This window comes from Alteromonas gilva (assembly GCF_028595265.1).
Lineage (GTDB): Bacteria > Pseudomonadota > Gammaproteobacteria > Enterobacterales > Alteromonadaceae > Alteromonas > Alteromonas gilva.
Map to the genome: position 1 here is coordinate 397,666 of NZ_JAQQXP010000001.1, position 22,310 is coordinate 419,975.

Sequence of the window (22,310 nt, forward strand, 5' to 3'; positions counted from 1 at the left end):
TTGCTCAGACCAATTTAAGAACGGGCCTATCATGAAAACGTGTTTGTTTATTATTCTGTGTGTTGTTGCGTCGCGGCCGCTAGCTGCTGAACTGTTACAAAACGCACCAAACCGAAAGCAAATGCAGTTACTTGGTCAATGGGATGCCATCGTTGACCCGTTTGATGTTGGAGATAAAAGAAAGTTTTACACCTTTAATGGCCCCGCTGGGGCGAATGTTCTGCAGGAATTTAATTTTAACAATGCTATGAAGCTGCATGTGCCCGGCGACTGGAACACTCAGGATGAACGTTTGTTTTGGTATGAAGGCAGTGTTTGGTACCACAAAACATTCATCGCCGCGCCCGAGCCTGACAAGCAATACCTGCTTTACTTCGATGCTGTGAATTACCTGGCTACCGTTTATGTAAACGGAGAACAGGTAGGACAACACGAAGGTGGATTCACGCCTTTTCAGTTTAACGTGACTGAAGTGCTCACCGCCGGTAGCAACACTGTCGTGGTAAAAGTCAACAACCGACGTGAGCCCGACTATATCCCTACCATGAGCACTGACTGGTGGAATTACGGTGGTATTACGCGGCCAGTCAGGCTAATTGAACTCAACGCAACTTACATTGATGATTATCAGGTTTATTATGCCGGCCACAATAGTATTGCTGTGAAGATCGGGCTGGCCGGTGAGCAAACTCACAATCAGCAAGTAACACTGAGCGTACCGGAGTTGGGCATTAACCGGGTGTTCACGACCAATCAGGAAGGTAAAATTTACACCACCATTAACGCCGAGCCTCAACTGTGGTCACCTGATAACCCCCATTTGTATAACGTTGAGCTGACACTGGCAACGACGACATTACACGACAACATTGGCTTTCGAACCATTGAGGTAAGGGGGAATGACATTTTGCTCAATGGCGAATCCGTGTTTTTACGCGGTATTGCGATTCACGAGGAAAAGCCATTCGGTGACGGCCGGGCATGGAGCAAGGAAGACGCCAGAACATTGCTGGGCTGGGCCAAAGAACTGGGATGTAACTATGTGCGGTTCGCTCACTATCCGCACAATGAGAATATGCTTCGGATGGCCGATGAACTCGGTCTCATGGTGTGGGCTGAAATTCCGGTTTACTGGGATATTCAGTTCGACAATCCTGCCGTGCTGAGCAAAGCGAAGCAGCAATTTGGTGAAATGCTTAGCCGGGATAAAAACCGCGCCGCTGTGATTTTGTGGTCTATTGCTAACGAAACACCCAATACACCAGTGCGGACCGCATTTTTATCGGAGTTGGCTGAGACTGTTCGTGAGACAGACCCAACGCGGCTGGTAACAGCGGCAATTAATACCCAAACGACAACCGCGAATGGCCGCCTGATAGACGAAGACTTCGCCGGTGTTGTGGATGTGATTGGCATTAACAGTTACTGCGGCTGGTATTATGATAGCCCGGAAACCTGTGCAACCTACCGTTGGCAATCGGCCTTTGATAAACCCACTATTGTTAGTGAGTTTGGTGCCGGTGCGCGGCAGGGGTGGCATGATACCGACGACACTGTATTCAGTGAGGAATACCAAAGCCGGGTGTACAAAAATAATTTAGTGATGCTGGAAAATATGCCTGACTTACGGGGGGTATCACCGTGGCTATTAAAAGATTTCCGTGCTGCACGTCGGCCTCTGGCGGGGGTGCAGGATTATTGGAACCGCAAAGGCTTGCTGAGTGAACAAGGCATCAGGAAGCAAGCTTGGTACATAATGCGGGACTGGTACCAGCAGAAGCAACAGGCCGGGCAATAATGAATGACGTGAGCCAACAAAAAAGCCCCTCGTGGAGAGGGGCCTGTGGTTTAATGCTATTACGCCAGTAGTTTAATCAGCGCATCGGCGGCCGGCCGCGACGAGGGCGGGTTCTGGCCGGTAACTAATAAGTCATCGGTGCACACCTTTACGGCAAAGTCGTCGGCTTTTTCAAACTTGCCGCCTCGTTTTGTGAGCTCATCTTCGACAAGATAAGGCACAACGTTGGTCAGCTCCATCGCTGCTTCTTCGCTGTTGGTAAATCCTGTTACGGCCTTGCCATCTACCAGGTATTTGCCGTCCGGTGCTTTGACGTCTTTAAGCACAATCGGCGCATGGCACACAGCGCCTACCGGCTTGTTGGCGGCAATGGTATCTTCAATCAGCTTAATTGAATGCTCGTTGTCTGACAGATCCCACAGCGGGCCATGCCCACCGGGATAAAAGATTGCATCGAATTCTTCAGCGCGTACGTCTTCCAGCGGAATGGTTGAGGAAACCGCACTTCGGGTTAGTTCATCTTTTGTGTAGCGTATGGCATCGTCGGTGAGTGCGTCATCGGCCAGACTGTTCGGATCGATAGGCACTTCGCCACCCAGTGGCGAAGCCAGCGTAATGTTGTAGCCCTTGTCTTTAAACGCATAGTAGGGCGCAGCGAATTCTTCCAGCCACATCCCTGTTTTGTTGCCGGTGTCACCCATGATGTCATGCGATGTCATTACCATAAGCAGGCGTTTAGACATAGTTTCTCCTTGCTGTCGTTTATTAAATCTGTAGTCATTGATTCGTTTGAAAGGCGATGTTAGATCAAGAAATCTTAACGATGCTGTTTGAATTTACGGGATGTAACACCGGGGACTCGTCTATGGCAAAGCAGATGGAGAGTTATGTGGTGATATTAACTCGCAAGCTAACTACGGGACATTAATAAAACCTGATGTCAGTACAGCATCATTTTGAGAAAGAGGGATTTATAATTTTACTCGTGGCCACTCATAACTTAATAGTTCAACACACGAAAACATTATGCAAACACTGACATTAGAACAAGCAGAGCAAGTTGTTGGCGGTGACTCCAGTAGAGAAAACACTCAATTTATTGCAGGTATGATTGCTGGCGCCTTTAGCGGTGGTAACGGATTTGTTATGGGTGCTGCCGGTTGGTTAGCGGGGAAATATCATGACTTTCAGGGCCATGTTTCTGCTAATGGACCAACAGGTGCTCAATCTAACCATCGTACAACAGAACAGTATCGTCAGATGCAGGGCGGATAGCTGAAATAAGGGGCGGTTTCTCGCGAAACCTTCCCTTAAATGCGAAATATGAAAAATACGAATGTAAGGACAACCTATGTGGAAAAAACACCACTTTTGGGATGCAATTTTTACTTTGCTGGCGGCGGTGCTTGGCATTGCGCTGTTTTTTGAACCGGGTTTGATTGCTTACGACATCGTAAGAATTACGGTACTGATTGGCTTAACGGTTTTGCCGGTAAAATATTTACTGAAAATCCGAGCGCTGTCTAAACAATAAATACCCGCTCATTTAACATTAGCGGGCTGAGCCAATCAATAATCAGCTTTGTTTTAACCGCATTAAGTCGTTGTGCAATCTGTCGGCGATGCGTCGGAAGGTTTTACGCCAGGCGATGTTTTGCGCGACGGGAGAGGCACTGTCTACCTGTAAATTGGGATCGCCTTTAATCACCAGCATATTGCCCGGATTAAGTTCCATGCCGTCTTCAATGACGGCCAGTAACTCACCGGTTTTTGAGTTGGCCACGACGGCCTGAAAGGTAATAGACCCCAATCCGTTCCGATGCCCTCTGGATACTACCGTATCGCGATTAGCATCTTTGTAGCGACGTTGATAAGGCATAAAGTTCATCAATCTGAACTCAATTGCCAACACATTATCACCGCCTCGATTAGTCGGTTTAAGGCCACTTTTTTGTTCGAAGGTGAGCTGCGCAAAATCATCAAAATGCTGACAAATTTTATCCATTTCGTCCCAGGTGGAATCATTCCAACTGTTAGTCAGGTCGTTGTTGGCACTTTCATCAACGGTTAATTTATCAAACTGTGTTGGGAAAAATATGACCTCGTCATACTGGCTGAAGTCAGTTTGGGGGTTTACCACAAAGCGGTCGAATCGGGTATTTTGTAATTGTTGCAGGTTGGAATCAGGTACGGCAGTAAACTTAACAGCTTGATCTTCAGTCACAGAACACGCACTTAACACAGACAGGCTGAGTATGATTGTGAATAGTTTCATAAATTTTGCGACCTCTTCCGTTGCAGGTATACGGTGTAATTTGTATGTTAATTAACCATTACAAGTAAGTTACAACTTTGGGTTATGCGGTACAAGCTTTTTTCTCTGTAGCGTGTTACCAAATTTCGCATAAGTTTTATTAATTTTAAGCGCCGGCATATTACTGCGGCGCACAGTATGCAAATTCCTGTTCACGTAAAGCGCCCTGTGCGCCGTTGTCCGCTGGCGGCGTATATCCTTTAGTGCTGCTGGTGGTATGCACTCAGCGTTGTAAGCGCTAATAAAAATACATCGGCACTTTCATCGCCATCAACATTCTTAACAACGGTTACGGCCCGTTGGTGATCGGTACATAAAATCAGCATAGTGATGCCGCCCATGCTGCCTCCGGAGTGCATGACGGCGTTAGGCATAGCGGCCATCATGTGTTGGATCTCAGGGTTCTGTCGATAGGCGTCGCGGTGCCGGTAATTGTTAAAGCCGATATTCCAGCCAACCCCATACTCTACCGCCTGGCCGTCATTTAATGTGGCTTTGCTAAACAGCATTTTAACCGATTCCGTGCTCAGGTATTCGCCGTTAAGGTGCGCCACCGCAAAGCGGGATACGTCGGCAGGTGATGCGATCATGCCCCCGCCCGCCCACTTATAGCTGTGGTCGGTTTGAGGGGAGTTATATAACTTACCCTCATACACGCTGTAGGGTCTCTGACGATGTGCAATGATCGCATATTGGTCATCTAACGCACTGTCGTGCATCGAAAGGGGTGAAAATACTTCCTGCTGAATAATCTGGCCAAAACGGCGCTGATCATCCGCGGCTGCCATTGTCGCGCTTTCCATGACGGCGCTTACTACTGTCCAGCCAAAGGTTGAGTAGGCAAAAGCACTGCCCGGCGCAAAGCTTAAATCGTCTTGTTGAAATAGCGCCAAACTGCTTTGCATGGTGTCAAAAGGTTGGTTGAGCAAAAACTCATTAGCGCCTGCTTTATAGTGACGTATGCCTGCGGTATGTGAGGTCAGTTGTCGTAAGGTGATTGCGGGGTGCTTCGCCGGCCAATCGGGCAGGTAATCGGTAATGGGTTTATCGAGTTCCACGGTGCCTTGTTCTACCATACGCATCAGCGCGGCAGCCGTTATGACCTTGGCGACACTGCCAATGCGCATTTTATGCTGCGGGGTCATCGCTACCTGGTTTTCGAGATCGGCATAGCCATACCCTTTGGCCCAAACCAGGCCGTTTTTATCGGCGACAGCCACGTTGATACCCGGCACGGTATCGCTGGTTACGGCCTTCTCAAAATGCTTGTTGAGCGCAGCAGGCGGCGCATTTTCTTTCGCCGTCACAGTATGAATGCTACCAACACTAAGTAATATCAATAACGGGTACAGAGCTGATGTCGACACGGGCGCTTCCTCTTTTACAATAGGTTTTCGGTACTAGATTACACAGCTTACTTTACCGGAAAATCCCAGTAATTGGTTTTAGGATCTGATTCATGGGTAAAGTGCCACCATTCCATACTGTAAGCGCTGAAGTGATGTTTATGCATGATGCTTTTTAACTGGTAACGATGACGTTTTTGCGTTTCGGTTATTCTCGAATCATCGGTATTTGAAAGCGTGTCGAACATGTCAAACGGTGAGCCCATATCCACTTCTTTATAGCTGCCGTCTGCCTGTACTTGCTCAAGCGTCAGATCGATAGTGTAACCGCGGCTGTGCCCCGAGCGTGCAGCAATATAATCGGGCACTAAATCGGCCTTCTCGATGTTAGGGTAGTAGTCAGATTTGGTGGATTGGTCGCTTATGTCCTGCGCCCAGCGCATAAAATGGGCCACGGCTTGTTCCGGCCGGTAGCAGTCAAATATTTTTAAGCGGTAACCCTGGCCAGCGAGTTCCTCGCTGGCTTGTTTCAGGTCGTTTGCAGCAGCGCGGTGAAGCAGGCATTTTGCTGCCTCGTAGCCGTCGATCCGCGTGCCCACAAAGTTATCGTCGGAATAATAGCGGATCTCGGTGTTTACATCGCGAATAACGCTTTTTACATCCACAAACTGATGCGGTGTTGTGCTAGCCAGAGTCAGCTCAGAGGCAGTCAGTAAGATTAAACCTATGGCTGTGGTGGTTTTATTGATCATTGCTTTATACTCGTGGATTTGCCGGTGCCTTTGCTCGCGGGCGATTCGAAAAACGTCAGTCAATCGCTCAACCAGTCAGCTTACTATGCCAGAGTCTGCACGTTCATTGAAGAAATCGCCTGGCCAGGGGCGCGGTCGTTATGCATGCTGGCCAGATAAATTAAAACCTTCAGAAGCGCAAAGAAAGACAGCTTAATCCACCATCAATTTTTTGAAACTCAGACATCGCGACTTCCCTTACCTCATAACCCAGTCTGGCAATATTGTCTGCCGTCACCGGAAACCCTTTTGGGACCAGCACCGTGTCGTTTATCCACACGCTGTTGGCCGCGTAGGCCTCCTCGGCAGGCACGGCAATCTGGTTAAACCGGGCAAAATCGCTGTGACTTTGCATTTCACCAAAGGTCAGCATGTGATTGTTTTCTAAGTAGCTGATGCCGGTTTTTAGATGCAGCAGTTCCGACATGGTCACCGTTGAACCCGTGTAACCGTGAGTTTGCAGGTGCTCTATCATTTGCGCCGCGCCGGCCTGATTGGTTCTGGCCGACAGGCCAATATAAAAATGCTTGTTCACCATCATGATGTCGCCGGCTTCAACGTGTCCCGGCGCCGTAATGGTTTCAACTTGCTTATAATGTTTGCGCACCGCCGCACTAATATAATCCACCTCGCCACGACGGCTTATGGCCCCCGGATGGGTGAGCACGGCGACTGTTGGCGTCAGTAGCGCCACGTCTTCTACAAAGCAGGAGTCGGGATAGTCTTCCAGTGCTTCCAGTACGGTAACCTTGAGGCCACAGGCTTTAAGGGCGTCGATATAGTCAGCATGCTGCGCTAAGGCAAGCTCAAAGTCGGGTTTGCCCAGGTCGGCTTCGGTTAAACCATTCACCATTGCCTGGCAGGGCGTTCTTACTATTGCGTTTTGAAACATATGTCTTCCGATATCAGGTATACAAGACGCCGGCGCCAATGGTCGCCAGCAAAGAAAATACACTGGCTAGCGCCGCAATCACTAACCTGGTGTAGTTACAGCGCTTGCCTTGTTTTACGTCGTTCAACTCCAGCTTAATGCAGGCCAGGCCAGAGCCCAGGTAGGTAATAAGCACAGTAAACGTGGAAATGATCAACAGGTATTCAAAGCCTTTCAGCAGGGTGTTGTTGGCATTAAAGGCGAGTAAAAATACTACCACTGCGCTTGATGCCAGCAGTGCTCTTGCCGGCGTGCCGGCGCTGTTTTCCACACTAAAATAGGCAGGAAATACCTTATCGCGGGCGCCAGCCACCATAAAACTGCCCATCACCATTATCGTCACGTTTAAGGTGCCGCCAATAGCAAATAGCGCGCCAGCGCTAATCAGTATGGCCCCTGAATTGCCGATTAACAGTTTCGCCGCATCGTTAAAGGGTGAAGCTGAGGCGGCCAATTGGCCGAAAGGCACAATCGACATAACCCCTGCCATGGCAATAACGTATACGGCGAGGGCGCTGGCGGTGCCCAGTAAGGAGGCGCGAGGAATGTTCTTTTTGGGGTTTTCAATATCTTCGGCTGGTATCGTTGCGCATTCTACGCCAATGAACGCCCACATAATCAGCAGGCTCATGGCGGCGATACTTTCTACTACGGTGACGTCGCCGGGTTCATAGGCCGGAATTGCCGCCAGGTCGCCGGCATAAATGCCCAGCACACCCACAACTAACAGTGGAATGATTTTTATCAGTGTCATGACTAATTGCACGGTGCCGGCCGTTTTGACGCCGATTAAATTGATGAGCGTAAATATCACCACGCAGATAACGGCTAACAGAGTGGCGTGCACGGCAGTGTCGGTGAAGAGAGGTAAAACTGACAGGAAGTAACCGGCAAAAGAGAGTGATATGGCGGCTGCGCCGGCCACTAGCGACATCCAGTAGCCCCAGCCAACAATGGCTGCCGGAAGCGCGCCAAATGCTTCGCGAACATAAAAGTAGGGACCGCCCAAGCCGGGGTTTCTGGCCGACAAATAATAATAACACATAGCTAAACACATAGCCGCCGCACCGGTAACCAGCCACCCCACAAAACTAAAACTGCCATAGGGTGCCAGTACGGCAGGCAATGAAAGGATGCCCGAACCCACCATCATGCCCGTCACCAGCGCCCAGGATTTCCATATACCTATTGACTTAGACATGAATACTGACCGTGATCAAAAAATCTATTATACACCGGTTTGCCCGTGCCGGGTCACTACTTTTACTTTGCGCCTGTCCTGGTGTGATTGTTTTTTGCTCTCTTTCTCATCGCTAGTGCTAAGATTAAAATGACCTTAAGATAACAACACGACATTAAAAAGGGAGGCGCGTTATGCGTATCGTAAGTCTCGCAATGCTTTTGCTGGTGATAATGGGGTGTCAGCCAGCGGCAAACTCTGCCAAAGGTTTTAGTCTGCCAGAAGGGGATGCCAGTGCAGGAAAGGCTGCTTTTATGCAGTATGGGTGTGTGGATTGCCATGTCGTGGAGGGCATTACATCAAAACCTGCCGACAGCTACGCGTTGTTGCGTCCGGTCAGGCTGGGCGGTCCTGATGCCGGGATTCGTACCTATGGCCAGCTGGTGACCAGTGTTATCAACCCTTCGCATAAACTGGCTCCGCGTTATCCTGTTAGCATGATTACCGACTCCGAAGGCTCTAAAATGCCAAATATCAATGACTCGTTAACCGTCACTGATTTGATTAATCTGGTGGCTTTTTTGCAGCCTAAGTATGATGTGGAGCCTTACCCTAAATCCAAATACAGAACCTACGAGCTGCGTGTCCCCGAAAAAGACACGGCGCAAAAAAACTAAGTATTTCCTTACTGCACATAATCACACCCACGCGCCGCTTCGCGGTGCTGGGGAATCACTGATTGAGCACTTGTAATTTACAGCCAAACCGAGGACCCGCAGGCTATGTGTGCATTTCGGGGGGCGCGGCTAGCCGCTGGTTTTAAAGCTCTGTTAATGCCCGTTTAAAGTCTTTTTCACCTTTTTTCAGTCTCTTTTAATGGTGTTTTTCATGGCCGGTGTACGGCCATCACTGCCGCTGTGGGTGAAATTTATACATGCTTCATTATTCGCCACAGTATTGCTATAGTCAGATTAGCTTAACAATAACAAACTCCTACGTCAGGGAAGGTCAAAAAATGAAAGCGCTCTCAATATCCGTATCCGCCATGCTGGTGCTGTGCTGGTTTAACTGCAATGTAGCCATCGCCGCAGACAATACCCTCACCGACAAAGAGAAGTCGGCAGGCTGGGAATTACTCTTTGATGGTGAGTCGCTTGCCCAGTGGCGCAATTACCAAAAGCAAACCGTGAGCCCGTTATGGCGTGTAAAAGACGGCGTGTTAACGCTAACGGGGAAAGGTGGTGGCGATTTGATCACCCGCAAGCAGTATGATGAGTTTGAACTCAAACTGGACTGGAAAATAGCTCAGGGCGGTAACAGTGGTGTGTTTGTGCTGGCCGACGAAGCCGGGCAATACGTCTATTCCCACGCGCCCGAAATTCAGCTTATCGATAATGAAAGGCATGCCGACGCAAAAACAGACTCGCGTCGCGCCGGTTCGTTGTACGATTTAGTGGCAGCACCTTCGGCGGCTTTCAAACCGGCAGAAACGTGGAACAGTTTACGCATCCGCTTGCAGGATAACGTGCTGTCGGTATGGCAAAACGAGGTGATGACCGTTCATATTGTGCTGCATTCCTCGACCTGGGATAAGCTGGTGGCGGCCAGTAAGTTTGCCGACTGGCAAGGCTTTGCGCAGCAATCGTCTGGTTATATTGGCTTGCAGGATCACGGCGACCTTGTGTCATTCAAAAATATAAAAATAAAGGAGTTACCCTGATGACTGCACCAAAGCATGAGGTTCTGATCGTTGGCTCAGGCGCGGGCGGTGCCATGGCGGCCTATGAACTGACCAAAGCCGGCATTAAAGTACTGTTGCTCGAAGCAGGCCGTGATTACGACCCAAAAACAGAAACCCCCATGTTTAAACGCAATGCTGATGCGCCGCTGATGGCCACCAGTACGGCAGATAAAAACTTTGGTTATTACGATGCCACCGTAGATGGCGGCTGGTCGGTACCCGATGAGCCTTACACCACCGACGACGAGTCAGAGTTTTTATGGTGGCGGGCGCGTATGTTGGGCGGCCGAACTAATCACTGGGGGCGCTACTCACTGCGCTTTAGTGAGCATGATTTTAAAGGCAAGTCACGGGATGGGCTGGGCGCCGACTGGCCTTTTGAGTATGACGATATTGCGCCCTGGTACGATAAAACTGAAACGCTGGTTGGCGTATGCGGTACTAACACCGGGCTTGATGATATGCCCGATTCTCCAGAGGGCGTGTTACAGCCGCCACCGGTGCCTCGCGTGCCTGAGTTACTGATTGCGGCAGCCGCCAAAAAGCATGGCATTGCAGCCGTACCTATGCACCGCGCAGTATTAACCCGCCCTAAAGATGACCGCGCGGCATGCTTTTATGCCACCCCTTGTGGTCATGGCTGCTCCATCGGTGCGGCGTTTCAAACTACCACCTCGCTGCTGCCGATGGCACAGAAAACCGGTAACCTTGAAGTGATTACCGATGCCATGGTTAAACAGGTGAATACCGATGACGCTGGCAAAGTTACCGGCGTCACCTATATTGATAAAAAAACGGCCAAAGCCGTGTCGGTGAGTGCGGGTGTGGTTATTTTAGCCGCCAGTGCCTGCGAATCAGCCCGTATTATGCTGAACTCATCGTCGGCGCAGCACCCCAACGGGCTGGCGAATTCCAGTGGCCAGGTAGGGCGCAATCTGATGGACTCAACCGGCGCTGGTCTTGGTGCGACGATCCCCGCGCTTAAAAACCGTCCGCGTTATAACGAAGATGGCCATACCGCTAATCATTTGTTTATTCCCTGGTGGGGCCATGCTGCCCAGGCAGCCGGAGAACTCGACTTTCCCCGAGGCTACCACCTGGAAATCGGCAGTGGTTTCAAAGAGCCTGGTGCTAGCGTGTCGGGTGACTTTAAAGGCTACGGCAGCGATCTCAAAAAAGAGGCCATCGCTAACTATGGTGCGTCGGTATACTTTGCGCTACGCGGTGAAATGCTGCCCAATGAACATTGTTATATGGATATTGATCCCACAGTAACCGACAAATGGGGCATACCGGTTGCCCGTTTTCACTGGCAGTGGTCTGAACATGAGCTCAATCAGGTCGCGCACGGATTAATGACCGCTAAAACGTTGCTGGAAACCATGGGCGCTGACGTCGGTGAGCTACCGCCGCCTGAGCAAGCTATCGCTAAAGGCGGGCAAATTATTCACGAAGTGGGCACCACGCGAATGGGCGAGTCAAAAGAAGATTCGGTGACCAACCAGTGGGGGCAAACCTGGGATTGTCCTAATTTATTTGTCATGGACGGTGGTGTATTTGCGTCGAACCCGCACAAAAACTGCACACTGACTATTTTGACTCTGGCCATGCGCAATGCCAACTGGCTGGCTGGTCAACTTCAACAGGGAGCGTTGTAAAATGAAAACACCATTACCGTCCACTGAACAGATTTCCCTGTCTCGTCGTCAGTCATTAAAGTTATTTGCGATGATGGTCGCCAGCGCCACTCTGCCTGGCTGTATTGGCCAATCAGATAAGCCGGTGAGTAAGACTGCTGCCGTCGGTCACTGGCCAACGCTCACCATTGAGCCTGTTTCGCTGCCCGGTTACGGTCAGGATCCAAATTTAATTATTCCACCGTCATCGGCCTGGCCCAAAACCTTAACCACCAATCAGCTGGCGTTGGTGTCACGGATCAGTGATGTGTTATTACCAGCAGAAGGTACGCAACCGGGCGCACTGGGTATCGGCGCGCCGAGTGTGGTTGATGAGTGGGTGAGCGCGCCTTATAGCGGTCAACAGCGTGACCGTGACAGTATTTTACGGCTCCTTATATGGCTCGATGAAGAAGCGCAAATAAAGCACCAACAGGCGTTTTTAGCGGTGACTGAGGCGCAACAAAAAGCGATCTTAGATACCATCGCCTTTGGTGAGGATAGTGCCGAAGCAGGTTATGAGTTGCCGGCCAGAGCCTTTAACCGTTTGCGGGAGCTGGTTTTAGCCGCGTATTTTTGTTCGGTACCGGGTAGTCGCGAAATTGGCTATATGGGGAATGTGGCTATATCCGGTGATTACCCGGGTCCTACCGAAGAGGCTAAGGCTCATCTGGATGACGTACTGGCGCAGCTGGGCTTAAGTGAATACGCCTACACCGAAGTGGGTTAGTCGCGCGCCCCTGGCGCTGCCGTCAGTCTTTCATCGCGTTTGTGAGCTCCCGGCTAAGGTGTGTCCTTAGCCGGGCGAACATGCAAAAAGCTGGCAAAACGGGGGATGCCCTTTTGGGTTAAGCCATAATATTTAAAGGTTATCCAACTGCCGATAGCCGGGGGGCGCTGACGCTGCCTTAAGCTAAACCCACTGCCCAGTTTAAATTCTCTGCCATCCGGGGTTTGCACCAATAACGACCCCATCATATCTGAGAACTTGCCTTTCCCGGGTAAGTAAGCAATTACTTTGGCTTCGGCATCTTCAAACCGCTTAGCTTTAAGCAAACTGTTACTGCGGCCGTCTTTATACAATGCCTGACGATGATGCAGCATCAACCCCTCGCCCCCTGCCGCGGTAATGGCATCCAGTCTGGCTTCCAGCGCCTGTGGTGAGTTAAGGGTAAATTGCGGGATCATCTGCAAGTGGGGGTTATTGGCGTGTTCAACAATGGCCTTGATGGCGGCAACACGGCGCACAAAAGGCGCTTTGCTGTTGGGCAGGTCGAACAGCATCATAGATACCTGCTGCCAGCGTTTATCTGGTGTATCGCTGAGCACAATTGATGCTATCCGTTCAAAGTCACCCCGTTTGGTCCACAACTCTCCATCCATGGCCACATCTGGCCAGCTATCTGTAAACCAGGCCGGTGCGTGAATGGGGTTGCCGTTGCGGGTTAGCAGATGCCGGCCTGTCCAGCGCGCTCGTATACCATCGAGTTTTTCACTGATCAGATAATGGGCAGGGTTAACGTCGTGGTCATAACGTGTGGCCAGTTGAACCGGCCCTGTTGCGATATTGTGTGGTGTAGCCCCTGCCTGCGGTTGCCACAATACCAGTAGCGCCAGTAATAGTTGCCAGTGCATGTCCTTGCCCTCAGTTCAAAACTTACAGTTTACCGGCTTTTACATGCCAAAAAACTGAGCTGAGGGCGGGTATTCAGGTGTCAACAGACCCTAGTCAAAAGCCGCTTTAATGCTTTTTTGCAGGGTGTCGTCGGCACTGGTTTTGGCAAGGGCCAGGTGGTGCGTGAGCGCTTCAAGATTGTTACTGTGTTTATACAGCTGCGCTAAGCGAAAATGCGCCCAGGGCACGGTGGGAAGGTTGGGTTTGTCGGGCCCAATGTCTATAAAACGCTGCAGCGCCGCGGTGCCTTGTTCAGTAAATTGTTCACTGAAAACAGCATTGCGACCGATTTGGTACAGTGCGCTTAAGTGGAAGTGTTGTTCTTCGTCTATGTTCGCCGCAACGGCCTGGTTAAACGCCTCCAGCGCCGGGGCAAACTGCTCTTGCTGCTGTAAATGTAATCCCAGTAAATAGTGAAACTCGGCATGGTCAGCGTAGGCGCGCTGTGCACCGTGCAACAATTCAGAATATCCCTGCTCATTTTCAGTTTGACGATAAAAGCGCAGCTTGGCGCGAATTCCGGCCAGCGCGTCGAGATCCTCAATAGCACTGGCGTGCTCCCAGGCCAAATCAGTATCACCGCCGGCAATACCGGGAGCACTCAAATAATAGATCATCAGGCCAAGCCGGTAATCGGTATTTTCGGGGGCCAGTTCAACGGCTTTTTTAAAGCAGTCCAGAGACTTACCGGCATAGCTCATGGCTGAGAATATGGCGTTGCTGGCTTGTTGGCCCATGATCTGGCCACACAAAAAATGCGCTGCGGCGTTGTCCGGATAACTGGCCATCACCTCTTCGATTAACTCCTCAGCTTCGTCGAGGTCGCCAGCCATCCGCTTTGTTACCTCTGCCAGTTGCATGTTGATATCGGCGTTAGCAAATACCGGCAAACAGATAAGCAACGCACAACACAGTAAGATGATTAATCGTTGATGACACACAGACACACTCCTTTTTTGTGATTTCCACCAGATTAGTCTTAATACCGTGCCGCGAACAGTGTCAAAAGTCACTTTTTAAAGTGTGACTTCTGGCTGAGTCTGGTAGCGTTGAATTAGCCGCGGCCCTGGTTGAATAGCGGCGGCGAACTGTCTATTCTTGCCATTACTTGAGTGTTGTTGTGGATGGAATTATGTGTGAGTTGCTTGGCATGAGTGCTAACACCCCTACTGACCTGTGTTTTAGCGTTACCGGGTTAACCCGTCGTGGCGGCGGCACCGGCCCGCATAAAGATGGTTGGGGAGTGGCGTTTTACGAGGGCAAGGGTTTGCGTTTATTCCACGATGTTGAACCCTGCGCAACGTCACCTATTGCTGAGTTTGTTGGCAAACTGCCAATTAAGAGTAAAACCGCCATATGCCACATACGTCAGGCCAACGTCGGCAATATTAATCTGTCTAATACCCACCCTTTTGTTCGCGAGCTGTGGGGGCGTAACTGGGTGTTTGCCCATAATGGCCAGATACCGAATTTTACCCGGCGGGTGGGGATGTACGAAGCAGTGGGTGACACCGACAGCGAAGAGTTGTTCTGCGATATCATGAATCAGGTACGGCAAAATCTGCCGCGCGACGCCATGCCAGCACAACTCACCGATACATTGGTTTCGCTGGCTCAGGAATATGCCCGGCAAGGCGTGTTTAACTGTTTACTCAGTAACGGCGATTGGCTGTTTAGCTTTTGCAGTACCAAAATGGCCAGTATTACCCGCCGGGCACCCTTTGGTCCGGCGTGTTTAAAAGACGTCGAGGTAAACATTGATTTTGCCGCCGAGACGGCACCTGATGATGTGGTGAGTATTATTGCCACCGAACCACTCACCCACGACGAAGATTGGGATATTTATGAGCGCGGTGAGTGGAAGTTATGGCAGCACGGCGAGGTGATTGCTGGTGGCAAAACAGATGTGCCGGTGCATGCCGCCGAAGCGACCATGACGGCTCCGGCTGGTATGCCGGTGGATGCAAAGGCATAAGAATACCCTGACACCGTGCTCCATAAATTGTTACAAATTGCCAGTGGCTACGACTGAAAATTCCTGTAGGGTGAAAAGTACACAATAATAAATTCAGGGACTGGTCTTTATGCTCACCATCAATCAACTCACCAAAACGTACTCTAACGGCGTCCGTGCTCTCGATGGCATTAATTTAACCATACCCAAGGGTATGTTTGGCCTGTTAGGGCCAAATGGCGCGGGTAAGTCGTCACTTATGCGTACTATTGCCACACTGCAATCACCGGATACCGGCAGTATCGAATTTGATGGTACCGATGTTATTGCCAATCCAAACGAATTACGCCAACGGCTGGGGTACCTGCCGCAGGATTTTGGTGTTTACCCGCGGATCAGTGCCGAAAAACTGCTTGATCATCTGGCCATTTTGAAAGGTTTGAGTAATAAAGCTGAGCGTAAAGAAGCGGTAGAAGGTTTGTTGGTGCACACTAACCTTTGGCAGCATCGTGACAAAGCCGTCAGTGGCTATTCTGGCGGAATGCGTCAGCGTTTTGGTATTGCCCAGGCGCTGCTTGGTGACCCTGATTTACTGATAGTAGATGAGCCTACCGCCGGTCTCGATCCGGAAGAGCGCAACCGGTTTCATAATCTGCTGGTGAGTTTAGGCGAAGAAAAAGTGATTATTCTGTCCACGCATATTGTCGATGATGTGTCGGAGCTATGCCCCAATATGGCGGTACTGGGACAAGGGCAGATCCTGCTCGAAGGCAATCCTGTTGAACTTACCTACCGACTTAAAGAGCGTATTTGGTGCAAGCAGGTAAGCCTGGACGAGCTCAAGGAAATTGAACAGCAATACAGCCTGATCTCTTCGCGTCTGATTGCCGGTAAGCACGTGGTACACATTATGGCAGATGAGGCCCCTGAGGGCTTTGAAGCCGCACCGGCGAACCTTGAGGATGTGTATTTCTCGACCTTGTACGAGTCACGTAAAAACGCCGCGAAAGCAGCATAAGGAGCGCTGCTATGTTGCTTAAAACACTTGGTTTTGAATGGCGCTATTACCTGCGTCAGCCGTCATTTATTGTTACCGCGATGGTATTTTTCCTGCTGCCGTTTCTGGCGACTACTACCGACAGCGTGCGCATCGGAGGTGGCGGTAATGTGCTGTATAACGGCAGCTATGCGATTGCCCAGACGATTCTGATCATGGGCGTGTTTGCGCTGTTTTTACTGGTTAACTTTATTGCCGGGACGGCAACGCGCAATCACACCTCTAAAATGAGTGAGTTAATTTATACCCGCCCAATTAACCCCTTGCAGTACCAGTTAGGGCGCTTTTTTGGGGCGTTGCTGATCACTCTGATGGTTTTCGCCACAGTGCCGCTGGGTATTCTGATTGGCTCACTGATGCCGTGGGTTGATCCGGAGCGGGTTGGCGCAACGCACTTAAGCTACTACCTGACCGTCTTTTTTTATATTACCGTGCCGGGCTTTTTGTCGATGGGCATGATCTTTTACGCCCTCGCGCAGCGGGTGCGTTCGATGATGGCGGCCTACCTCACTGCGCTTGGCGTATTTATTGTGTATGTGGTGGGCGGCACTTTAACCAGTGAACCTGAATACCGGGAAATTGCTGCATTACTCGACCCATTTGCGCTACGCACTTTTGGCGAAATCAGCCGCTACTGGACCGTTTTTGATAAGAACGTTACCACCATCTCACTGGAGGGCGTGCTGCTGCAGAACCGCCTGATCTGGCTGGCGATTGGCACCACGGTTTTAGTGGTATTCGGGAATCTGTTTTCTTTTAGGTGGCAGCAGGGAACCAAGAAAGTTAAACCCAGCAAAGCATCGAGAATGCCAGCGCCGGTAGGTAACCGTATTGATTACCCGGCATCGGCGGCTTACCAATGGCAGAAATTTACCACCACCTTAGGCTTTGAGATGCGCCAGGTGTTGTTCAGCCCGGCGATGATTGTGCTGGTGTTGTTTAGCATATTCAACCTGACCTCCTTATACGCCGTCCCTTACGGTGGCTTGTATGGCACCGACAATATGCCGCTTACGCAAACCATGACCGGTGCCATTGTAGACAACTTTGGCCTCACCATGATGATCGTGCTGATTTACTACAGCGGCGAAATTGTATGGCGCGAACGTAGCAGTGGCATGGGCGATATTATCGAATCTACGCCAGTGTTCAATGCAGTGTTCTGGGTGTCCAAGCTATTGTCGATGTGGGCGGTGCTGGCCGTACTGTATGCGGTAGGCATGGTATTTACCATTTTCTTCCAGCTCACCAAAGGCTATACTAATCTGGAACTGGGTCTGTATTTCAGTGAACTCTTTTACGTGGAGTTGTTGCCCTGGATGTGGGTAACCGTACTGGTTTTCTTTATTCAGGTGCTAAGCCCCAATAAATACCTGGGCATGTTGCTTGCGTCAGCGTATTTAATTTCTACCCTGGTACTTAATCAGTTGGGGGTGGAACACAATATGTGGACCATCGGCGAAGCACCGAGTGTGCTTTACTCTGACCTCAACGGCTATGGCTGGTTCCTGACGGGCTTTAACTGGTACATGCTGTATTGGGGGGCATTAAGCCTGGCGCTGTCGGTTATCGGTTACGGTTTATGGCAACGCGGACCGGAAACCAAGCTGAAAGACCGCTTTAAACTGCTGGGCTATCAGCTGGGTAAAACAGGTAAAGGCCTGCTCACTGCCAGTGTGGTGGTGTTCCTGGCAACCGGCGGCTTTATTCATTACAACACTAAGGTGCTCAATGAGTTTACCGGCCGCGATGAAGGGCTCGATGCCCGCGCCGAGTATGAGCGTCAGTTTGTCGAATTTGAAGAGGCCAATATACCGGTGATCACCAGCGTGAATGCGTTGGTAGATATCTACCCGCACCAGCGCCGCATAGAAGCGACCGCCGAAGTTGTGGTTAAAAACAAACAGGACACCCCTATTCAGCGCGTGTTAGTGTCTTATCCTCAACATACGCCTGACTGGGAGATTGACTTGCCGGGCGCGCAAATTGTTGAAACTATGCCGGAATACCGCTCTGCCTGGCTGGAGTTCAGCGAGCCACTGGCGCCCGGAGCAGAAATCGCCGGTAGTATCAGTGTGGTGCGCGACCATGAAGGCTTTAAGGATCGCGGCTTTGATGTCGCCGTGGCCGAAAATGGCACCTTTATCGACAACTATTCACTGTTTCCGGTCTTTGGTTTCAGAACCGATCTGCTGATCAGTGACCGTCACGAACGTCGCAAGCGTGATTTACCGGAACGGCCTCGTGCTGCCAAGTTAGAAGACAGTAGTAAGTACTCGCAAAGCTTCTTCGGCAAGGGCGTGGATTTCATCGACTTTGAAACCACAGTGTCGACTTCCGCCGAGCAAATAGCCATTGCGCCGGGGTATCTGCAAAAAGAATGGACTGAAGACGGCCGGCGTTATTTCCACTATAAAATGGATTCACCGATGGTGGCATTTTATTCGTTCTTATCTGCTGAACATGAGGTTAAGCGCGATACCCATAACGGCGTAAATATCGAAGTGTATTACGATGCCAAACACGCCTGGAATGTGGATGTGATGATCCAGGGCGTGAAGGACTCGCTGGATTATTTTACGGCTGAATTTGGCCCGTATCAGCATAAGCAAATGCGCATTATAGAGTTCCCGGGCTATCGCTCATTTGCCCAGAGTTTTGCCAATACCGTGCCTTACTCTGAAAACATCGGCTTTATCGCAGACCTGCGCGATCCGGAAGATATCGACTATGTGTACTATGTGACTGCTCACGAAGTGGCTCACCAGTGGTGGGGCCATCAACTGGGTGCTGCAGATGTACAGGGCAGTGCAATACTGTCGGAGAGTTTGTCGCAATACAGTGCCATCATGGTGCTTAAAAACCGCTATGGCGAAAACCAAATTCGCCGTTTTCTTAAGTACGAGCTGGACCGCTATTTACGCGGCCGAAGCGGCGAGTTATTAGAAGAAATGCCCTTTATGCGCAGTGAGAGCCAGCAGTATATTCACTATCGCAAAGGCTCGGTCGTGATGATGTCTATTCTTGACCGCCTTGGTGAGGAACGCCTCAATGCGGCGCTGGCGCAATTAATGGCTGACTTCCGCTATAAGTCAGACCCTTACCCGACAACGCTGGATTTACAGGCGGCACTCAATGCCGTCGCAACGCCCGATGAGCAAGCCTTTATTGCCGATCTGTTTGAGCAAATCACCTTGTACGATCTCAAGTTGGACGCTGTGACGGCGGAGCCGGTTGGCGATGCATATGAGGTGACGCTTACCGTTAACGGCGCAAAATATGCCGCCGATGGTGAAGGCATGGAAACCGAGCAGCCCCTCGATGAATGGGTGGATATTGCCATTTTCACCGTGGAGCCCTCGAAAGTTAACGATGACAGCCAGATCCTGTATAAGGCGAAGCACCAGATAGTCAGCGGCGAAAACGTGATCACTGTCACCGTACCGGAAAAGCCCTATTACGCAGGCGTTGATCCCTTTATTAAACTTATCGACCGCGATAGCGGCGACAACGTTAAGCCGTTATAGCGGCTAATTATAACACCGGGCCTGTTAAGGCCCGGTTTTGCTGTATCTGCACGGTAAAAAACCTGCTTTACTCCGCGGCTTTACCCGCCCCGTTCTCGTTAGAATCATCGTTAGTGTTTTGCTCTTCAAGGGCTTGCTTCACCTCACGCCACTGAGTGATTTTTTGGTAATAAATATCCCAGATACACGGACAACAGCCGTCACCGCAACAGTCATCCATGAGCGGCTCCCTGGGCTTGGGAGGAAGTTTTTGCATAAGCACCTCGTAGCTGCGTGATTGCCTGGGTTATGACCAATACACCACTAAGTATGACGCCCGCGCCGGGCGTTCGCAACTGGCATCCGTCAATGATACAAGCCAGGCCTCAGGCGCAGTTTTTTTCTTACAAAATTTACGTTGCGGAGTGATTCTACGCTGTGTCATAGTCGCGCCATTGTATTGCCGCGGAACCATCATCATAGCGCGAGGGTCATACTGACCGTTATGTGGTGAATGATGCGTAAGCTCGTATTAATAAGGATATGGACATGAAAAACAGTTTGCAGTTGAAGTCTTTAACGCTGGTGGTTAGCGCCGTGCTGTTGTTGGGAGGGTGTACCGCCAAGCAATCTTCACGGGTAATCGAGGCGCCCAAAGTTGAGTCGTACAATACGTCTTACGCGGGTGAAAAAAGCAAGGTGGTCGTAGGCAATTTCGTTAACCGTTCGAGCTTTCAGAATGGCATTTTTTCTAATGGTGTCGACCGTTTGGGTTCGCAGGCTAAAACCATCTTAATCAGTAATTTACAGCAAACTAACCGCTTTGCCGTGCTCGACAGAGACAATATGGACAAGCTGGCAGAGGAAACCGGTTACGCCGGCACAACCCAGTCAGTCATTGGCGGCCGCTATCTCATCACCGGTGATGTCACCGAGTTTGGTCGTAAAACCGAGGGCGATAAGCAATTGTTCGGTTTATTGGGCAAAGGAAAGTCGCAAATTGCCTATTCGCGGGTGACCCTGAATATCGTAGATACCCAAACCACGGCGGTGGTGTATTCGGTCAGTGGGGCCGGCGAGTACAGTTTGTCAGAGCGCGAAGTGCTCGGCTTTGGCAGCAGTGCTGGCTACGATGCCACCCTTAACGGCAAGGTACTTGAGTTGTCGATTCGTGAAGCGATCAATAATTTGGTAGCGGGTATTGAAACTGGTCAGTGGCAGCCTGAAAGTTAATGAATATCAAAATCTTATTAGGCTTTGCGGCCGTTTTTCTGCTGACGGCGTGCGAGAGTACGCCGCAGCGCATTTACTATCATGGTGATTACGCTGCATCGGTTTACCACTACTTTAAAAGTGATGAGGTGACTGTTGATGAGCAAATTAACGCGCTCACTATCATCATCGAAAAGGCCGCTAATTCTGGCCGCCCCATTGCCCCGGGCATACATGCCCATTTGGGCATGCTTTACTTTGAGCAGGGCGACAGCGTAAACGGCATTGCGCAGTTTGAAATCGAAAAACAACTGTTCCCTGAATCCGTAGCTTATATGGATTTTCTGTTGGCTAATCAAGGAGTCACGCAATGAGCCGTTGGATGGGAATGATAGTAGTGGCGGTGGCTTTGCTAAGTGGTTGCACGAGCAGTCCGCAACAGAGCTATGACTACACCGCGCTGCGCAACGCCCGACCGGCGTCGATACTGGTATTGCCGCCGGTAAACCAAAGCACAGAGGTGGTGGCTCCCTATGGCGTGATGGCGCAAATTGCCAAACCCATTGCCGAAGCAGGCTACTACGTGTTTCCGGTTGCGGTAGTCAATCAAACCTTTATGGCTAACGGCATGACCGTGGCTGAAGATGCGCAGGCGATCCCGCCGCTTAAGCTGCATGAGATATTTGGCGCCGATGCGGGTATGTATATTACCATCACGGATTACGGCACCACCTACGCTGTGCTGGCCAGTGACACCGTGGTATCAATTGAGGCCCGCCTGATTGATCTGCGCAGTGGTCAGTTGCTATGGCAGGGCGCTGCCAGTGCGTCGAGCGGTGAAAACCGCGGTAATTCGGGCGGCGGTATGCTGGGTATGCTGGTAGAGGCGGCCATTACGCAGATTATCGAAACTGTTTCGGACCGTGGTTTTGATGTGGCCGCTATTGCCACCGGGCGGCTGTTATCGCCCACCGCGCGTGACGGCTTACTGCCAGGCCCGCGTTCACCGCAGTATCAACTGATGCCGCAAACCGAGGCGCACAGCGCAACACCGATCAGTGGGCAATGACGCTCGGGGCGCAATAATCACCAGGCGCTGCGTTAGCGCACGCCTGGTGTTGGTAAAGCC

Annotated in this window: 22 protein-coding genes; 13 read left to right on the forward strand and 9 right to left on the reverse strand. The window is 50.7% G+C overall.

The window, feature by feature from the left end; genetic code table 11:
• Window positions 1-31 precede the first annotated feature (31 nt).
• On the forward strand, window positions 32-1,798 hold the full coding sequence (locus OIK42_RS01885) for a glycoside hydrolase family 2 protein (RefSeq protein ID WP_273637895.1): 1,767 nt from the start codon (window positions 32-34) through the stop codon (window positions 1,796-1,798).
• A 59-nt stretch (window positions 1,799-1,857) separates the two neighbouring features.
• Here the strand turns inward: OIK42_RS01885 and OIK42_RS01890 are convergent, their stop codons facing one another.
• Window positions 1,858-2,541 (reverse strand): type 1 glutamine amidotransferase domain-containing protein, encoded by a 684-nt coding sequence (locus tag OIK42_RS01890; protein WP_273637897.1) that lies wholly within the window; start codon window positions 2,539-2,541, stop codon window positions 1,858-1,860.
• A 283-nt stretch (window positions 2,542-2,824) separates the two neighbouring features.
• Here OIK42_RS01890 and OIK42_RS01895 point away from each other — a divergent pair, with 283 nt between their 5' ends.
• Entirely contained in the window at window positions 2,825-3,073 is a 249-nt protein-coding gene (locus OIK42_RS01895; protein ID WP_273637899.1) for a hypothetical protein, read from the forward strand.
• A 76-nt stretch (window positions 3,074-3,149) separates the two neighbouring features.
• Window positions 3,150-3,332, forward strand: a complete 183-nt coding sequence (locus tag OIK42_RS01900) for a hypothetical protein (RefSeq protein ID WP_273637900.1) — start codon at window positions 3,150-3,152, stop codon at window positions 3,330-3,332.
• Window positions 3,333-3,374: 42 nt separating this feature from the next.
• On the opposite strand, the gene OIK42_RS01905 is transcribed toward OIK42_RS01900, so the two are convergent.
• The 5 genes from OIK42_RS01905 to OIK42_RS01925 form a co-directional block, all read right to left on the reverse strand.
• A complete protein-coding gene (locus OIK42_RS01905) occupies window positions 3,375-4,073 on the reverse strand; it encodes a DUF3313 family protein (protein ID WP_273637901.1) in 699 nt (232 codons plus the stop codon).
• Window positions 4,074-4,312: 239 nt separating this feature from the next.
• Entirely contained in the window at window positions 4,313-5,479 is a 1,167-nt protein-coding gene (locus OIK42_RS01910; protein ID WP_273637903.1) for a serine hydrolase domain-containing protein, read from the reverse strand.
• Between the two features lie 47 nt (window positions 5,480-5,526).
• Entirely contained in the window at window positions 5,527-6,273 is a 747-nt protein-coding gene (locus tag OIK42_RS01915; protein WP_273637905.1) for a M15 family metallopeptidase, read from the reverse strand.
• Between the two features lie 106 nt (window positions 6,274-6,379).
• Window positions 6,380-7,141 carry a dimethylarginine dimethylaminohydrolase family protein gene (locus tag OIK42_RS01920; RefSeq protein WP_273637907.1) on the reverse strand — a complete coding sequence of 254 codons (762 nt, stop codon included), beginning with the start codon at window positions 7,139-7,141 and terminating at the stop codon, window positions 6,380-6,382.
• A gap of 13 nt (window positions 7,142-7,154) precedes the next feature.
• The gene (locus OIK42_RS01925) at window positions 7,155-8,381 is read right to left on the reverse strand and encodes an APC family permease (protein ID WP_273637909.1); all 1,227 of its coding nucleotides are present in this window, start codon (window positions 8,379-8,381) and stop codon (window positions 7,155-7,157) included.
• 173 nt (window positions 8,382-8,554) lie between these two features.
• Here OIK42_RS01925 and OIK42_RS01930 point away from each other — a divergent pair, with 173 nt between their 5' ends.
• The 4 genes from OIK42_RS01930 to OIK42_RS01945 all read left to right on the forward strand — a co-directional run bounded on the left by OIK42_RS01930 (window position 8,555) and on the right by OIK42_RS01945 (window position 12,507).
• Entirely contained in the window at window positions 8,555-9,037 is a 483-nt protein-coding gene (locus OIK42_RS01930; RefSeq protein WP_273637911.1) for a cytochrome C, read from the forward strand.
• 338 nt (window positions 9,038-9,375) lie between these two features.
• Window positions 9,376-10,080 (forward strand): 3-keto-disaccharide hydrolase, encoded by a 705-nt coding sequence (locus tag OIK42_RS01935; protein ID WP_273637913.1) that lies wholly within the window; start codon window positions 9,376-9,378, stop codon window positions 10,078-10,080.
• The gene (locus tag OIK42_RS01940; protein ID WP_273637915.1) at window positions 10,080-11,759 is read left to right on the forward strand and encodes a GMC family oxidoreductase; all 1,680 of its coding nucleotides are present in this window, start codon (window positions 10,080-10,082) and stop codon (window positions 11,757-11,759) included. The genes OIK42_RS01935 and OIK42_RS01940 overlap by 1 nt, the downstream gene beginning before the upstream one ends.
• A 1-nt stretch (window position 11,760) precedes the next feature.
• A complete protein-coding gene (locus tag OIK42_RS01945) occupies window positions 11,761-12,507 on the forward strand; it encodes a gluconate 2-dehydrogenase subunit 3 family protein (RefSeq protein WP_273637917.1) in 747 nt (248 codons plus the stop codon).
• 53 nt (window positions 12,508-12,560) lie between these two features.
• On the opposite strand, the gene OIK42_RS01950 is transcribed toward OIK42_RS01945, so the two are convergent.
• Window positions 12,561-13,412, reverse strand: a complete 852-nt coding sequence (locus tag OIK42_RS01950) for a DNA ligase (RefSeq protein WP_273637919.1) — start codon at window positions 13,410-13,412, stop codon at window positions 12,561-12,563.
• Between the two features lie 90 nt (window positions 13,413-13,502).
• Window positions 13,503-14,393, reverse strand: a complete 891-nt coding sequence (locus OIK42_RS01955) for a tetratricopeptide repeat protein (RefSeq protein WP_273637920.1) — start codon at window positions 14,391-14,393, stop codon at window positions 13,503-13,505.
• Window positions 14,394-14,584: 191 nt separating this feature from the next.
• Between OIK42_RS01955 and OIK42_RS01960 the strand changes: the two genes are divergently transcribed.
• From OIK42_RS01960 to OIK42_RS01970, 3 genes are all read left to right on the forward strand, one after another.
• Window positions 14,585-15,427, forward strand: a complete 843-nt coding sequence (locus OIK42_RS01960) for a class II glutamine amidotransferase (protein ID WP_273637922.1) — start codon at window positions 14,585-14,587, stop codon at window positions 15,425-15,427.
• Window positions 15,428-15,536: 109 nt separating this feature from the next.
• A complete protein-coding gene (locus OIK42_RS01965; protein WP_273637924.1) occupies window positions 15,537-16,424 on the forward strand; it encodes an ABC transporter ATP-binding protein in 888 nt (295 codons plus the stop codon).
• Between the two features lie 11 nt (window positions 16,425-16,435).
• On the forward strand, window positions 16,436-19,990 hold the full coding sequence (locus OIK42_RS01970; RefSeq protein ID WP_273637926.1) for an ABC transporter permease/M1 family aminopeptidase: 3,555 nt from the start codon (window positions 16,436-16,438) through the stop codon (window positions 19,988-19,990).
• A gap of 67 nt (window positions 19,991-20,057) precedes the next feature.
• Here OIK42_RS01970 and OIK42_RS01975 read toward each other — a convergent pair whose 3' ends face one another.
• Complete coding sequence (locus OIK42_RS01975) at window positions 20,058-20,246, reverse strand: oxidoreductase-like domain-containing protein (protein ID WP_273637927.1); 189 nt, start codon at window positions 20,244-20,246, stop codon at window positions 20,058-20,060.
• Between the two features lie 272 nt (window positions 20,247-20,518).
• On the opposite strand from OIK42_RS01975, the gene OIK42_RS01980 reads away from it, so the two are divergent.
• From OIK42_RS01980 to OIK42_RS01990, 3 genes are read left to right on the forward strand one after another with little or no spacing between them, the layout of a single operon-like run.
• Window positions 20,519-21,202 carry a CsgG/HfaB family protein gene (locus OIK42_RS01980; RefSeq protein WP_273637929.1) on the forward strand — a complete coding sequence of 228 codons (684 nt, stop codon included), beginning with the start codon at window positions 20,519-20,521 and terminating at the stop codon, window positions 21,200-21,202.
• Window positions 21,202-21,555 (forward strand): DUF4810 domain-containing protein, encoded by a 354-nt coding sequence (locus tag OIK42_RS01985; RefSeq protein ID WP_273637931.1) that lies wholly within the window; start codon window positions 21,202-21,204, stop codon window positions 21,553-21,555. Before OIK42_RS01980 ends, OIK42_RS01985 begins: the two co-directional genes overlap by 1 nt.
• Window positions 21,552-22,250 carry a DUF799 domain-containing protein gene (locus OIK42_RS01990; RefSeq protein WP_273637933.1) on the forward strand — a complete coding sequence of 233 codons (699 nt, stop codon included), beginning with the start codon at window positions 21,552-21,554 and terminating at the stop codon, window positions 22,248-22,250. Before OIK42_RS01985 ends, OIK42_RS01990 begins: the two co-directional genes overlap by 4 nt.
• Window positions 22,251-22,310: the final 60 nt, after the last annotated feature.

Bases quoted from the DNA above. Each gene is read 5' to 3' on its own strand.
- OIK42_RS01885 (WP_273637895.1), top strand. From the start codon at position 32: ATGAAAACGTGTTTGTTTATTATTCTGTGTGTTGTTGCGTCGCGGCCG.
- OIK42_RS01890 (WP_273637897.1), bottom strand. From the start codon at position 2,541: ATGTCTAAACGCCTGCTTATGGTAATGACATCGCATGACATCATGGGT.
- OIK42_RS01895 (WP_273637899.1), top strand. From the start codon at position 2,825: ATGCAAACACTGACATTAGAACAAGCAGAGCAAGTTGTTGGCGGTGAC.
- OIK42_RS01900 (WP_273637900.1), top strand. From the start codon at position 3,150: ATGTGGAAAAAACACCACTTTTGGGATGCAATTTTTACTTTGCTGGCG.
- OIK42_RS01905 (WP_273637901.1), bottom strand. From the start codon at position 4,073: ATGAAACTATTCACAATCATACTCAGCCTGTCTGTGTTAAGTGCGTGT.
- OIK42_RS01920 (WP_273637907.1), bottom strand. From the start codon at position 7,141: ATGTTTCAAAACGCAATAGTAAGAACGCCCTGCCAGGCAATGGTGAAT.
- OIK42_RS01925 (WP_273637909.1), bottom strand. From the start codon at position 8,381: ATGTCTAAGTCAATAGGTATATGGAAATCCTGGGCGCTGGTGACGGGC.
- OIK42_RS01930 (WP_273637911.1), top strand. From the start codon at position 8,555: ATGCGTATCGTAAGTCTCGCAATGCTTTTGCTGGTGATAATGGGGTGT.
- OIK42_RS01935 (WP_273637913.1), top strand. From the start codon at position 9,376: ATGAAAGCGCTCTCAATATCCGTATCCGCCATGCTGGTGCTGTGCTGG.
- OIK42_RS01940 (WP_273637915.1), top strand. From the start codon at position 10,080: ATGACTGCACCAAAGCATGAGGTTCTGATCGTTGGCTCAGGCGCGGGC.
- OIK42_RS01945 (WP_273637917.1), top strand. From the start codon at position 11,761: ATGAAAACACCATTACCGTCCACTGAACAGATTTCCCTGTCTCGTCGT.
- OIK42_RS01950 (WP_273637919.1), bottom strand. From the start codon at position 13,412: ATGCACTGGCAACTATTACTGGCGCTACTGGTATTGTGGCAACCGCAG.
- OIK42_RS01960 (WP_273637922.1), top strand. From the start codon at position 14,585: ATGTGTGAGTTGCTTGGCATGAGTGCTAACACCCCTACTGACCTGTGT.
- OIK42_RS01965 (WP_273637924.1), top strand. From the start codon at position 15,537: ATGCTCACCATCAATCAACTCACCAAAACGTACTCTAACGGCGTCCGT.
- OIK42_RS01970 (WP_273637926.1), top strand. From the start codon at position 16,436: ATGTTGCTTAAAACACTTGGTTTTGAATGGCGCTATTACCTGCGTCAG.
- OIK42_RS01975 (WP_273637927.1), bottom strand. From the start codon at position 20,246: ATGCAAAAACTTCCTCCCAAGCCCAGGGAGCCGCTCATGGATGACTGT.
- OIK42_RS01980 (WP_273637929.1), top strand. From the start codon at position 20,519: ATGAAAAACAGTTTGCAGTTGAAGTCTTTAACGCTGGTGGTTAGCGCC.
- OIK42_RS01985 (WP_273637931.1), top strand. From the start codon at position 21,202: ATGAATATCAAAATCTTATTAGGCTTTGCGGCCGTTTTTCTGCTGACG.
- OIK42_RS01990 (WP_273637933.1), top strand. From the start codon at position 21,552: ATGAGCCGTTGGATGGGAATGATAGTAGTGGCGGTGGCTTTGCTAAGT.